Origin of the sequence: Burkholderia sp. AU33803, assembly GCF_002223095.1 — a bacterium.
Lineage (GTDB): Bacteria > Pseudomonadota > Gammaproteobacteria > Burkholderiales > Burkholderiaceae > Burkholderia.
In genome coordinates this window covers 315,446-329,819 of the sequence record NZ_NKFJ01000008.1, presented here as the reverse complement: position 1 = coordinate 329,819, position 14,374 = coordinate 315,446, and the positions used below count along the sequence as shown (strand labels likewise).

Sequence of the window (14,374 nt, the reverse complement as noted above, 5' to 3'; positions counted from 1 at the left end):
GCAGCCATGGACCACACCGATCCCGCCGATCCCGCCGATCCCGCCGATCGACCCGACGCCGCGCACGGCCAGCAGCATCCGATCGGCCTCTACCTGAAGATCTGGGGCCTGCTGTTCGTGCTGAGCACGTTGTCGTACCTGGTCGACTACTTCAACGTGCAGGGCCTGATGCGCTGGGTGCTGATCGTCGTGCTGATGATCGCGAAGGCCGGGCTGATCGTGTCGATCTTCATGCACATGATGTGGGAGCGGCTGGCGCTCGTGTACGCGATCCTGATCCCGCCGCTGAGCCTGCTGGTGCTCATGGTGCTGATGGCGGCGGAAGCGCATCACACGTTCGGGATGCGGGAGCTGTTCTTTCGCTGATTCCGGCGTCGATCGTGCGTCGGCGGGATGGGCGCGATGCCTGCGCGATCGACGGGCGCTGTTTCGGAGCGGGCGGCGTTTCGTCATCGGGAAATGGCGCATTCCGGACATCCGTTCACGCGAACCTGAAGGGGGGGAACCATGAAATATTCACGTCGACGTTTCATTGCAGTCACCACCGTGCTCGCCTCCGCGCTCGCCGTTGGACGCCGCGCGACGGCGGCGGATGCCGGTGCCGGTCCCGGTGTCGTGCAGGAAACCGATGCCAATGCCCAGGCGCTCGGCTACAAGGCGGATGCCGGCCGGGTCGACCACGCGAAGTACCCGAAATTCCAGGCAGGCGAGGCCTGTGCGAATTGCCAGTTCTTCCAGGGCAAGGCCGGCGCCACGACGGGGGCGTGCGCGATTTTCGGCGGCAAGCAGGTCAGTGCGAAAGGCTGGTGCAACGGTTATACGAAGAAGGCGTAGCCAGCGAGGGATGGGCTGGCGGCCGTGCAACTGAACGCCGTCGTCGCCGGGGTTGTCGCCCGCGGATATCGCCGCCGTCGGCGAGCCCGCAGAACGGCGACGTCCAGATTGGCCACGGGCGCCATGGCAAACGCCGACGCGATACGCCGGATCGAACACATACAATGTGAGCGTCCGCCGGCCTGCGCGTCACCCTGACTACGGTGACACGCAGGCCGATCCCACCGCGATCCTCCAAGGCCGATATGGAAATCAAATGGATCGAGGATTTCCTCGCCCTCGCTCAATATCAAAGCTTTTCCCGGGCGGCGGAGTTCCGCAACGTCACGCAGTCGGGCTTCAGTCGCCGCATCCAGTCGCTCGAACAGTGGATCGGGGCCGAACTGATCGACCGTAGCAGCTTTCCGCCGGTGCTGACGCCGGCGGGCCGCCTGTTTCGCGAGACGGCCGAAGATGTGCTCAGCCGCCTGTTCGACACACGCGCGATCATCCGCACCGAGCAGCGGATCGCCGGCAAGAGCCTGCAGATCGCCGCGGGCCACACGATCGCGCTGAGTTTCCTGCCGGCGTGGCTCAAGGCGCTCGCGCCGCATTTCGGCGAAGTGCGGGCGCGCGTGATTCCGACCAATGTCCACGATTCGATCCTGATGCTCGTCAACGGCAACTGCGAGCTCATGTTTGCGTATCACCACCCGGAACTGCCGCTCCATCTCGATCCGGTGAAATACGAACATCTGACCGTGGGCCTCGATACGCTGATGCCGGCATGCAGGCCCGACCGTCGATCGGCGCCGGCCTTTCGTCTTCCCGGGACGAAGCTGCATCCGCTGCCGCTGATTTCCTATACGGAAACCAGCTACTTCGGGCGATGCCTCGCGCTGCTGCTCGGTCGCGCACCGGATGCGCCGGCCTTGCAACTGCACTACGAATCCGACATGGCCGAGGTGCTGAAGAAACTCGTGCTGGAAGGCGAGGGTGTCGCGTGGCTGCCCCGGAGCGCGATCGCGGCGGAACTGGCGGCCGGCGAACTCGTGCCGGCCGGGCCGGCGGCGTGGAACCTCGACGTCGAACTGCGCGCGTATCGCGACGTGTCCAACCGGAGTGAATTCCTGGACACGCTCTGGCAGCACCTGCGCGCGGCGCCGTCGCGGCTCGGCTGAGTCAGGGTTTTCCCGCCTTATGCGGCGCTCGCATACCGCCATGTTGCACCGGCATCACGGTTTTATCGACGATCCCTACCATTCGTTCCAACGGCAGATGTGATGCGTGACCCGCATCGCGCTGCCTGCATCGCAGCGGCGGCCCGCCTTCCGGCGGCCGGGTGCCACCACGGACGGATGGACATGAAAAATCGCCTTACCTTAAGCGTCGCAGCCGGCATGATTCTCGGGGTCGTCGCCGGCTATCTCTGCCACACCCACATCGCGGATCCGGGCGTGCTCAAGACGACTGCCGGCTATTTCTCGATCGTCACCGACATCTTCCTGCGCCTGATCAAGATGATCATCGCGCCGCTGGTGTTCGTGACGCTCGTGTCGGGCCTGGCCGGCATGGACAGCGGCGAGGACGTCGGGCGCATCGGCCTGCGCTCGATCGGATGGTTCATCTGCGCGTCGCTGATTTCGCTGAGCCTGGGCCTCGTCATGGCCAATGCGCTGCAGCCGGGCGCCGGCCTGAATCTCACGGCAACCGCCGGCGAGGTCAATACCGGCTTGAATACGGCCGCGCTGAACGCCCGGGACGTGATCACGCATGCGTTCCCGACCAGCCTGCTCGACGCGATGGCGCGCAACGACATCCTGCAGATCCTGGTGTTCTCGGTCTTTCTCGGCGTCGCGCTGAGTGCGCTGAAGCACGACAGGCGCGTCGGCGTCGTGATCCAGTCGATCGACGGGATGGTGCCGGTGATGCTGCGGCTGACGAACTACGTGATGCGTGCGGCGCCGCTCGGCGTATTCGGCGCGATCGCGTCGTCGGTCACGTTGCGCGGGCTCGACGTGATCTACACCTATGGAAAGCTGATCGGCGCGTTCTATCTCGGCTTGTTCGTCCTCTGGACGATCCTGATCGGCACCGGCTATGCGTTTCTCGGGCGACGCGTCGTGAGCCTGCTGAAGGCCGTGCGCGAACCGGCGCTGATCGCCTTCTCGACCGCGAGCAGCGAGGCCGCCTATCCGCGCCTGACCGAGCAGCTCGAGCGGTTCGGCGTCGACAAGAAGGTGGTGGGCTTCACGTTGCCGCTGGGTTACGCATTCAACCTCGACGGTTCGATGATGTACCAGGCGTTTGCCGCCATCTTCATCGCCCAGGCGTTCGGCGTGCACATGCCGCTGTCGGAGCAGGTGTTCATGCTGCTGGTGCTGATGTTGAGCAGCAAGGGCATGGCGAGCGTGCCGCGCGGCTCGGTGGTCGTGGTCGCGGCGGTCGCACCGATGTTCCATCTGCCGGTGGCCGGCGTCGCGATGGTCCTCGCGATCGACCAGATCCTCGACATGGGGCGCACGATGACGAACGTGATCGGCAACAGCGTGGCGACGGCCGTGATCGCGAAGTGGGAGGGCCGGCGAGCCGTGAAGTCGAACGGTGCCGTATTCGACGAGCCGGAGCTGAATGCGTGAGGGAGACCGATACCGTGAACGTCCGCCGAAAATTCGGCGTGGTCGGCGGCCTCGGGCCGCTGGGGAGTGCCGACGTGTTCTTCAAGATGGTGAAGGCGACGCCGGCGTCGTCCGACGCTGAGCATGTCGAAGCGATTTTCGAGCAATACCCGTTCAATGGCGCGGGGGCGGGCAGTGCCGCGACCATCGAACGCAAGCTGTACGTGTTCGACATGATCCGGGCGTTCGAGTCGCGCGGCGTGACGACGGTCGTGCTCCCGTGTTTCCTGAGCCACACGTTCATCGACGAGCTGAAGGCGAATACGAAGCTGCCGATCGTGGATATCGTCGAAGCCGTTCGCAGCCACGTGCAACGCAAGTATCCCGACGCAACGCGCATCGGCGTGCTCGCGTCCGATTACGTGCGGGACAAGCGGCTCTTCGATGCGTATTTCCCGTCGCCGCCATTCGACATCGTCCATCCGCGTACGCACGAGGGCATCGATCTCGTGACGGAAGCGGTCTACGGTGCCGACGGCATCAAGCGCGGCACGCTTCGAGGTCGGCCGGTCGAACTGCTGCGCCGCGCCTGCGAGGACCTGGTCGGTCAGGGCGTGCAGGTCATCGTTCCGGGGTTGACCGAGATTGCGCTGGTCGCGGATGAAATCGGGCCGTTGCCGGTGCCGTTGATCGATTCGAATCTCGCCTACGCGCAGTACGCGGTATCGGCGCCGCACGGCTCCCGTGCTTCGACGTTCAAGATCGGCGTGGTCGGCGGCGTGGGTCCGGCCGCGACAGTCGATTTCCTGGACAAGATCGTTCGAAACACACCGGCGTCGCGCGATCAGGACCATATCAAGCTGCTGGTCGAACAGAATCCGCAAATCCCCGATCGAACCGAGAATCTGGTGGGTGCCGGCGTGGACCCGACGATCGCCTTGTACGCGACCTGCAAGAAGCTCGAGGACGGCGATGCGGACGTCATCGCGATTCCGTGCAATACCGCGCATGCATTCGTCGAGCGGATTCAGCCGTATCTCGACGTCCCGATCGTCAACATGCTGACCGTCACGGTCGCTTACTTGCGCGACACCTACCCGGCGCTACGCGACGTCGGTGTACTGGCGACATCCGGCACGATCGAAAGCGGTGTGTATGAAAAGGCGCTGGCGCAGCAAGGGCTTCGGCAAGTCGCGCCCGCACCGGCGTTGCAGGCGCGCGTGATGGAAGCGATCTACGGAAAGGCGGGGGTCAAGGCGGGCTTCACGGCCGGACAGTGCAAGGAAGAGATCGACGCTGCCGTCGACGCGTTGATTGCCGACGGCGTGAACGTGATCGTGCTCGGATGTACCGAATTGCCGATCCTGCTGCCGGGGGGCGAATACGTCGCCCGAAACGGTGGGCGGGCGACGCTGGTCGACCCGACCGACGTGCTGGCGCGCGCGTGCGTTGCCCGCGCGATGGCGGCGGCGGGCTGAGCGGGTTCCGTGTGACGCATCGCGACCGGATTCGTGGACGCGGATCATCACGCACGAAGCGGCTCGCGTGACCGTCCATCGCGAGCCCGACGACACCGGCCGTCCCGCTCCGCGCGACCGACAAGCCTCGTGATCCCGGGCGTTTTCCGCTTCCTTCAGGCGGGCTTCGGCGTTCGTGGGCATGACGACCGCCGTGCCTTCCACCACGACGAGCCGGTTCACTTTGCAGCAGGTTTCCAGCACGATCCGACACCGGTTCGCGAGGATCTCCTTGACCGTCACGGTCGCGCGAACCGCCTTCATCGGTGGGCGCATGGAGATACCGTATCGTGTCAGCCGAAATCAAGCTGTATCTGAGGCGATCGCTTGCCCGCGCTTTCATCCGGTACGTCACCTCCGCCGCACGTCGACTCGAGTCAATGATGTAGCAGCGGGAACGCCACGAGTCCAATGACGGCGGCTGCAGTCACGATCACCGGTTCCTGCAATTTCTTGAACCGCCACAGCAGCAACACGGTTGCGACGGCGAGCAGCGCGGTCGGGATATCGACGATCGATCGCTTCGCGATGACGAGAACCGAACCCGTGATCGCACCGACGGCCGCCGCCGTGATGCCGTTCACGAACGCCTTGACGCCCGGCCGGTGCCCGTACTTCTTCACGTAAGGCGCGGGGATGACCGTGAACAGATAGCAAGGCAGGAACGTGCCGAGCGAAGCGACGAGTGCGCCCGGGAATCCCGCGACCAGATACCCGATGAAGCCGACGGTGATCACGACCGGGCCGGGCGTGATCATCGCGACCGCGACGGCATCCACGAACTGCTTGTCGTTCAGCCAGTGATGCTCGGTGACGACGCCGCCATAGAGGAACGGCACGATCGCGAGTCCGGAGCCGAACACGAACGCACCGGCCTTCATGAAGAAGGCGCCGATCTGAACGAGCTGCGGTAAATCGATGCCGCTCAGCATCCCGCTGGCCGCGGGAAGATTGGCAGCCGCAACGGCATTCAGGCCACCCTTGTGCAGCCACTTGGGTGGAGCGCGCCACAGCCAGCCGATCAGGCCGGCAGCGACGAACAGCCACGCGATTTCCGATTCCGTGATGAAGGTCACCGCAGCCAAGGTCAGGAAGATCGCCCAAAGGAGCTTGTCGTTGCCGACGGTCTTGGTCGTGAGCTTGTACGCGCTCATCGCGATGATGCCGACCACCGCGGCGCCGACGCCGTAGAAGACGGCCTGCATCCACGACAGCCCGCCGAAATGCGCATACGCGAACCCGAGCGCGACCACCATCAGGAACGACGGCAGCACGAACGCGAAACCGACGAGCGTCGCGCCGAGGAGGCGGTAGTGGACGAAGCCGAGATAGATCGCCAACTGGGCCGCCATCGGCCCCGGTGCGAGCTGGGCCAGCGTGAGGCCTTCCTTGTAGTCGGCCTCCGTGATCCAGCCGCGACGCTCGACCAGGTCGCGACGCATGTAGCCCGCGAGCGCGACCGGCCCGCCGAAACCGAATGTGCCGAGACGCAGCATGTAGGCGACCAGTTCGCCCAGCGAGTAGGTCGGTTCGGTGGTGGCGATGGTAGTCGTCATGATCTGGCCGTGGTTGGGTTCTTGCCGTTCGTCGTGAAGTGCGCGTACAGGGCGTCGAGCACGGCGCCCATCTGCTCGAGCAACTGATCGTCGTTCTCCGTGCGCTGGCGCGTGCCGGCCATCACGGCCTCGAAGCCCACCGCTTCAGGCGCGGCGGGGCCGCCTACGTCGAGTGCATGCACGATCTCGCCGAGCCGCATCAGCGCGGCGTCGTTTTCGAGCCCGAAACTGGCGAGTAGCACCTCGAATGTCACGCGCTCGCCGACGTGCGTGAACGTCGCACCGTCGAAATCGAAGCCGAGCGCATCGGCCGGGCAATCCGCCGGCGACGGCAGCCAGATGAAGCGGGCGCGCGCGTCGATGAATCGCTGGATCAACCATGCGCTCGCGACGCGATCGACCCACATCCGCTGCCGCGTCGCCCACGTGCGACCCTGGTACTCGCCAATCGTCAGCGGACGAATGGCGCGGTCCGCGGCGTGCGGCTCGCCCGGCGACAGCACGGTGTCGACCCGCGTGACGAAATCCTGCAGCGCGACTTCGGCGCGGGTGGCCGAATCGCCCGGGAAATAGTCGATCGCCCGGATGGCGTCGAACTCCTTGCGCAGGCGACGCAGCAGGCGGGTGAGTTCCGTGGGGGACTGCCCGGCCAGGGTCTTGCGCGCATCGATGAGGGTTCGCGTGAAGGTCGTGTAGTCGGCGTCGCGGTCGAACAGCGCGCGGAATTCCTGTTCCTGTGACGTGTCGAGACTGGGCGCACGCAGCAGGTAGGCCGTGCCGCCGCTGTCGGCGATCGCGTCCGCGAGCTCGCGCAGGGTCGCCTCATGCTCTGCGGTGTACGGCAGCAAATAGATGCCGTCGCGCAGCACCGCGCACCCCTTCGCCTTCAGCGCACGCCAGAACCGCATGCGGGCCGTCGCGTTTTCTGTCGGAAGGGTCAGGACGAGGAGTGACCAGATCGATAAAGTGTTCATGTAGAAAATGCTACTAATACGTCGCAACTTCTACAAGTTAACTTTTCGAGCGCTGCACGCAGGGGAGGGCTGCACCAGTCATCAGTCAGCCGGAGACGGGGGATTGAAATGGTTGGCGGGACGCGCCCATGACCGCTGCGAACCGGCATGCAGCGGGTCGCCTGTTCGTCAGGCGTCTCGCAGCCGCCTGCCCATGACGGCGCCAGGGTCGTCATGGAAAACTGTATGAATATACAGTATAGTGTCCGTCGCAATCGAGCCGCACACGTGTCACCGTGGCGGCCCCGTGCGCCGCGCCTGCGGGCATCCGCCGCAGCGTTCCGGCACCGAGCACTCTGGCTAACTCATTCAGACGGGCAGGCAAATTGTCATCCAGCAATCTGATCCGCATTCGCGGAGCACGTCAGCACAACCTCAAGAATCTCGATCTCGACCTGCGCACCGGCGAGATGACGGTCGTCACCGGCCCGTCGGGCTCCGGCAAGTCGAGTCTCGTGTTCGACACGCTGTACGCGGAAGGCCAGCGGCGCTACGTCGAGACGTTCAGCGCGTACGCGCGGCAGTTCCTCGACCGGATGGATCGCCCGCAGGTCGAACGTGTCGACGGCGTACCGCCGGCCATCGCGATCGACCAGACCAACCCGGTGCGCAGCTCGCGCTCGACCGTCGGCACGATGACCGAGCTGAACGATCACCTGAAGCTGCTGTATGCGCGCGCGGCCGAGCTGTTCGACCGCAAGACCGCGCGGCAGGTGCGGCACGACACGCCGGAGACGATCTACGCGGAGCTCGTCGCGCGCACGCAGGCGGACGATCCGCGCGTCGTCGTCACGTTCCCGGTCGAGCTGCCGGAAGCGGTGTCCGATGAAGAAATCGCGCAGTGGCTGTCGGCGAGCGGCTATACGCGCGTGCAGGCGCAGCGCGAGGTCGCGTCGCCCACCGGGCCGCGCAAGATGCTCGACGTGGTGGCCGACCGCTTCCGCGTGCAGGGTGCCGACAAGGTGCGCGTGGTCGAGGCGATCGAGGCGTCGCTGAAGCGCGGCGGCGGGCGCGTGAACGTCTATGTGCTGCCGGCCGACGCCGAGCATGCGGTTGCCGAGCCGCAGGTATGGCGCTTCTCCACCGGGCTCCACGATCCCGACAGCGACCTGCGCTACGCGGAGCCGCAGGCGGCGCTGTTCTCGTTCAATTCGGCATACGGCGCATGCGAAACCTGCCGCGGCTTCGGCCGCGTGATCGGCGTCGATCTCGGCCTCGTGATCCCCGACGCGCGCAAGACGCTGCGCGGCGGCGCGATCAAGCCGATGCAGACCCCTGCCTGGAAGGAATGCCAGGACGACCTGATGCGCTACGCGGCGAAAGCCGGCATCCCGCGCGACACGCCGTGGTCCGAGCTGTCGGACGCCGAGCGCGACTGGGTCGTCAACGGGTCGCCGGACTGGAACGGCAAGTGGCAGAGCCAGTGGTACGGCGTGAAGCGCTTCTTCGGCTATCTCGAGTCGAAAGCGTACAAGATGCATATCCGCGTGCTGCTGTCGAAATACCGCAGCTACACGCCGTGCGACGTGTGCGGCGGCGCGCGCCTGAAGACCGAATCGCTGCAGTGGCGGCTCGGCTCGAAGGAAAACGCCGACGGCGTGCTCGCGCCGGCCGGCCGCTTCATGCCGCGCGGCGTCGACTGGAGCCGCGCGCAGCTCGAAGCGCTGCCGGGCCTGACCGTGCACGACCTGATGCTGCTGCCGATCGAGCGCATTCGCCGCTTCTTCGACGACATCACGCTGCCGAGCGCGCTGCTCGACGATGCGCTGAAGCTGCTGCTCGCCGAGGTGCGCACGCGCCTGAAATACCTGTGCGACGTGGGGCTCGGCTACCTGACGCTCGACCGGCAGAGCCGCACGCTGTCGGGCGGCGAGGTGCAGCGGATCAACCTGACGACGGCGCTCGGCACGTCGCTCACGAAAACCCTGTTCGTGCTCGACGAACCGAGTATCGGCCTGCATCCGCGCGACCTCACGCGGATCGTCGAGGCGATGCAGCGGCTGCGCGACGCGGGCAACACGCTGGTCGTCGTCGAACACGATCCGTCGGTGATGCTCGCGGCCGACCGGCTGATCGACATGGGGCCCGGCCCGGGCGAGCGCGGCGGCACGATCGTCTATGACGGCACGCCGGGCGATATCCGCTCCGCGCACACGCTGACGGGCGAGTATCTCGGCGGCCGCAAGCATGTCGCGCATGCGTCGAACTGGGCGCGCCGGGTGGTCGACGCGAACACGCCGCGCATCGTGCTCGAAGGCGCGAGCGAACACAACCTGCGCGACGTGACGGTCGAGATCCCGTTGCAGCGGCTCGTCTGCGTGACGGGCGTGTCGGGATCCGGCAAGTCCACGCTGCTGCAGGACGTGCTCTATCCGGCGATGGCGCGGCACCACGGCAAGGCGACCGAGTCGCCGGGCGCGTACCGCAGCCTCACGGGTGCCGACCAGGTCGGCGACGTCGTGTTCGTCGACCAGTCGCCGATCGGCAAGACCACGCGGTCGAACCCGGCGAGCTACGTCGGCGCGTTCGACGAGATCCGCAAGCTGTTCGCGAAGGCGCCGCTCGCGCTGCAACGCGGCTATGGCGCCGGCACGTTCAGCTTCAACTCGGGCGACGGCCGGTGCCCGACCTGCGGCGGCTCGGGCTTCGAGCACATCGAGATGCAGTTCCTGAGCGACGTCTACCTGCGCTGCCCGGATTGCGACGGCAGCCGCTACCGCGCCGAGATTCTCGAAGTGCGCATCGAGCGCAACGGCCGCGCGCTGAGCATCGCCGACGTGCTCGACCTCACCGTCAGCGAAGCGGCCGCGTTCTTCGCGACCGACGCCGAGGTGCTGCGCGTGCTGCAGCCGATCGTCGACGTCGGCCTCGAATACGTGAAGCTTGGCCAGCCGGTGCCGACGCTGTCGGGCGGCGAAGCGCAGCGGCTGAAGCTGGCCGGGTTCCTCGCCGAATCGGCGGCGGCCGTCAACGGGCGCCGGGTCGTCACGGAAGAAGCGCGCATCGCGCGGGCGAAGCTGTTCATGTTCGACGAGCCGACCACCGGGCTGCACTTCGACGACATCGCGAAGCTGATGCAGGCGTTCGGCAAGCTGCTCGCGGCCGGCCATTCGCTGATCGTGATCGAGCACAACCTCGACGTGATCCGCGCGGCCGACTGGCTGATCGATCTCGGCCCGGAGGGCGGCGACGGCGGCGGCCTCGTGCTGTGCGCGGGTACGCCCGACGACGTGAAGGCCTGTGCCGAATCGCATACCGGCGTGGCGCTGCTGCAGTACGACCGCGCAATGGACGCCGAGCTCGCGCTCGCCGACGAAGGCAAGCCGCTGCAGGCCGTGCTGAACGCGGCGCGCGAGCGGCGTGCGATCGAAGGCGAAGACGTCGTGCGTATCGTCAATGCGCGCGAACACAACCTGAAGGCGCTCGACGTCGATATCCCGCACGGCAAGTTCAACGTGATCACCGGCGTATCGGGTTCCGGCAAGTCGACGCTCGCGTTCGACATCCTGTTCCATGAAGGGCAGCGCCGCTACCTCGAATCGCTGAATGCGTATGCACGCTCGATCGTGCAGCCGGCCGGCCGCCCCGAAGTCGATGCGGTGTACGGCATTCCGCCGACCGTCGCGATCGAGCAGCGGCTGTCGCGCGGCGGGCGCAAGAGCACGGTCGCGACCACGTCCGAGGTCTGGCACTTCCTGCGGCTGCTGTATGTGAAGCTTGGCCTGCAGCATTGCATCCACGACGGCACGCCGGTCACGTCGCAGTCCGTCGAATCGATCGCCGCGCAATTGCTGCGCGATCATCGCGGCGAGCACGTCGGGCTGCTCGCGCCGCTCGTCGTCAACCGCAAGGGCGTGTATACGGATCTCGCGAAGTGGGCGAAGGCGCGTGGCAGCACCCATCTGCGCGTCGACGGCGAGTTCGTGCCGGTCGATCCGTGGCCGAAGCTCGACCGCTTCCGCGAGCATACGATCGAGCTGCCGGTGGCCGACATCGTCGTGTCGCCGGACAACGAGGCCGAACTGCGGCGCGTGCTCGACGAGACGCTCGAGCTCGGCAAGGGCGTGATGCATCTGCTCGCGCCGCTGGACGGGCTGCACGCTGCGATGCAGAACGCGCATTCGACCGCACGCGTCGGCACGGTCAAGGTGCTGTCGGTCAAGCGCGCGTGCCCGGTGTGCGGCACGAGCTACCCGGAGCTGGACCCGCGGATGTTCTCGTACAACAGCAAGCATGGCTGGTGCACGACCTGCGTCGGCACCGGCGTCACGCTCACGCGCGAACAGCGCGCCGCGTACGACGACACGGTGCTCGCCGGCGATGATCGTGGCCGCGAGCAGACGCTGCCGTCCGACGAGCAGGAACCGGAAGGCGTGGGCAACGAACCGTGCCCGGATTGCCATGGCACGCGGCTGAACCCGTCCGCGCGCGCGGTCACGTTCGACGCGCATCCGATCGTCGAGGTCGCGCAATGGACGGTGTCCGACACGCGGCGCTGGATCGACGGGCTGGAACTGACGGGGCGCGACGCGCAGATCGCGCGCGACATCGTCAGCGAGATCGGCAGCCGCCTCGCGTTTCTCGAGGAAGTCGGGCTCGGTTACCTGAGCCTCGATCGCGCGGCGCCGAGCCTGTCGGGCGGCGAAGCGCAGCGGATCCGGCTCGCCGCGCAGCTCGGCAGCAACCTGCAGGGGGTCTGCTACGTGCTCGACGAACCGACGATCGGCCTGCATCCGCGCGACAACCAGATCCTGCTGGACGCGCTGCGCAAGCTCGGCGACAAGGGCAATACGCTCGTCGTCGTCGAGCATGACGAGGACACGATCCGCCGCGCCGATCACATCATCGACGTCGGCCCGGGCGCCGGCAAGCGCGGCGGCACGCTGGTCGCGCAGGGCGCGGTCGCGGATCTGGCCGCGCAGTCCGATTCGGTCACGGGGCGCCTGCTCGCGCAGCCGATGACGCACCCGCTGCAGCCGCGCCGCAGCGTGAGCCTGCCGGGCAAGAAAGGCGGCGCCGCGGTGCCGGAGGCCTGGCTGACCGTGCATGGCGCGCGGCTGCACAACCTGCGTGACGTCACGGTCGGCATTCCGCTCGCGCGGCTCGTCGCGGTGACGGGCGTGAGCGGCTCGGGCAAGTCGACGCTCGCGCGCGACGTGCTGATGACGAACCTGCTCGACGCGGTGGGCCGCTCGGTGCTGTCGTCGCCGGCCACGCGCCGCGCGCGCAAGGCCGCGCAGCACGACGCACCGGCCGCCAACCGTCGTTCGAGCGTGCTCGCGCGCAGCGCGCCGCGGCCGTCGCTGAACGTCACGCATGCGTGGCAGGGCTGCGAGTCGTTGAGCGGCTGGGAGCAGATCGATCGCGTGCTGGAAGTCGACCAGACGCCGATCGGCAAGACGCCGCGCTCGTGCCCGGCCACCTATATCGGCGTGTGGGACACGATCCGCAAGCTGTTCGCCGATACGCTGGAAGCGCGGGCGCGCGGCTACACGGCGTCGCGCTTCTCGTTCAATACCGGCGACGGGCGCTGCCCCGCATGCGAAGGGCAAGGCGTGCGCACGATCGGGATGAGCTTCCTGCCCGACGTGAAGGTGCCGTGCGACGTGTGCCACGGGCAGCGCTTCAACCCGGAGACGCTCGCCGTCACGTGGCGCGGACGGAACATCGGCGACGTGCTGACGATGGAGATCGACGAGGCGGTGGAATTCTTCGCGCCGATTTCGAACATCGCGCATCCGCTGCAGCTGATGAAGGATGTCGGGCTCGGCTACCTGACGCTCGGCCAGCCGTCGCCGACGCTGTCGGGCGGCGAGGCGCAGCGCATCAAGCTCGTCACCGAGCTGACGAAGGTGCGCGACGACATCACGCGGCGCGGGCAGAAGGCGCCGCACACGCTGTACGTGCTCGACGAACCGACGGTCGGCCTGCACATGGCCGACGTCGCGAAGCTGATTCGCGTGCTGCACCGGCTCGTCGATGCGGGGCACAGCGTCGTCGTGATCGAGCATGACCTCGACGTGATTGCCGAGGCCGACTGGATCATCGATCTCGGGCCGGAGGGCGGCGTGGGCGGCGGCACGATCGTCGCCGCGGCGCCGCCGGAAGCGCTCGCGCAGGTGAGCGCAAGCCACACGGGGCAGGCGCTCAAGCCGGTGCTGGCGCGAACGAGGTCGGACGAAGGGGAAGCCGAGCGCGAAGGAGAAGCGCGGGTAGGGTGAGCACGATGCTGCGTCTCGACGGCCCCGGCGGCGGGCGGTGATTTCCCCCAGCTGACTTGCCATCGGCCGGGGGCGCACCGCGATCCGGCTCATGCACCCCTCGTCGAGGGGTGTTTTCTTTTGGTGCCGCGACACGCGCCCGGCCGACCGGGTGCGTCCATTGTTAATCCGGCTCGAATAGAGAGTTGGAAGCAGGGGGCTAAGAGAAAACGCGCCCGATGGTTAGGATGAGTGCCGTTGTCCGGCGGACGATCTCCGGATCGGCCCATCATTCTCGAACGCATCAGGAGCGCAATCTTGGCGACCTATATCGTCTTCACGCATGAAAGCACGCACGATCAGCAGGAACTCGATCTCTACCAGGACAAGGTCGGCGCGACGACCGCCGGCCACCCGTTGAAGGTGCTGGCCGCGTATGGCCCGCAGGAAACGCTCGAGGGCGAAGGCCCGGAAGGGGTGGTGATCGTCGAGTTTCCGTCCAGGGACGCCGCGCACGCGTGGTATGGCAGCCCGGCATACCAGGCCATCGTTCCGCATCGCTTCAAGGGCGCACGCTTTCGGGCCGTGCTGGTCGAAGGCGTCTGACCGGGGGGCGAGCCGCTTGTCGATCGTCGCGGCGACTCCGCCTTCGGCGAC

General features: G+C 66.9%; 9 protein-coding genes. 7 read left to right on the top strand and 2 right to left on the bottom strand.

What is annotated here, in order from left to right:
- The first annotated feature begins 6 nt into the window (after positions 1–6).
- The 5 genes from CFB41_RS33035 (at position 7) to CFB41_RS33015 (ending at position 4,909) form a co-directional block, all read left to right on the top strand.
- Positions 7–366, top strand: coding sequence for a cytochrome C oxidase subunit IV family protein (locus CFB41_RS33035; protein ID WP_089459497.1), 360 nt, complete (start codon positions 7–9; stop codon positions 364–366).
- A 141-nt stretch (positions 367–507) separates the two neighbouring features.
- Positions 508–834: a high-potential iron-sulfur protein gene (locus tag CFB41_RS33030; RefSeq protein ID WP_089459496.1), complete on the top strand. Its 327-nt coding sequence runs from the start codon at positions 508–510 to the stop codon at positions 832–834.
- A 245-nt stretch (positions 835–1,079) separates the two neighbouring features.
- Positions 1,080–1,994 (top strand): LysR substrate-binding domain-containing protein, encoded by a 915-nt coding sequence (locus CFB41_RS33025; protein ID WP_089459495.1) that lies wholly within the window; start codon positions 1,080–1,082, stop codon positions 1,992–1,994.
- A 183-nt stretch (positions 1,995–2,177) separates the two neighbouring features.
- Entirely contained in the window at positions 2,178–3,452 is a 1,275-nt protein-coding gene (locus tag CFB41_RS33020; RefSeq protein WP_089459748.1) for a dicarboxylate/amino acid:cation symporter, read from the top strand.
- Positions 3,449–4,909: an amino acid racemase gene (locus CFB41_RS33015; protein WP_373558638.1), complete on the top strand. Its 1,461-nt coding sequence runs from the start codon at positions 3,449–3,451 to the stop codon at positions 4,907–4,909. Before CFB41_RS33020 ends, CFB41_RS33015 begins: the two co-directional genes overlap by 4 nt.
- A gap of 416 nt (positions 4,910–5,325) precedes the next feature.
- On the opposite strand, the gene CFB41_RS33005 is transcribed toward CFB41_RS33015, so the two are convergent.
- Together CFB41_RS33005 and CFB41_RS33000 are read right to left on the bottom strand one after the other, a co-directional pair.
- Positions 5,326–6,504, bottom strand: coding sequence for a chromate transporter (locus CFB41_RS33005; protein ID WP_089459494.1), 1,179 nt, complete (start codon positions 6,502–6,504; stop codon positions 5,326–5,328).
- Positions 6,501–7,478 (bottom strand): chromate resistance protein ChrB domain-containing protein, encoded by a 978-nt coding sequence (locus CFB41_RS33000; protein WP_179250298.1) that lies wholly within the window; start codon positions 7,476–7,478, stop codon positions 6,501–6,503. The genes CFB41_RS33005 and CFB41_RS33000 overlap by 4 nt, the downstream gene beginning before the upstream one ends.
- A gap of 365 nt (positions 7,479–7,843) precedes the next feature.
- On the opposite strand from CFB41_RS33000, the gene uvrA reads away from it, so the two are divergent.
- Both uvrA and CFB41_RS32985 read left to right on the top strand, forming a co-directional pair.
- Entirely contained in the window at positions 7,844–13,738 is a 5,895-nt protein-coding gene (uvrA, locus tag CFB41_RS32990; protein ID WP_089459492.1) for an excinuclease ABC subunit UvrA, read from the top strand.
- A gap of 297 nt (positions 13,739–14,035) precedes the next feature.
- On the top strand, positions 14,036–14,323 hold the full coding sequence (locus CFB41_RS32985) for a DUF1330 domain-containing protein (protein WP_089444382.1): 288 nt from the start codon (positions 14,036–14,038) through the stop codon (positions 14,321–14,323).
- Positions 14,324–14,374: the final 51 nt, after the last annotated feature.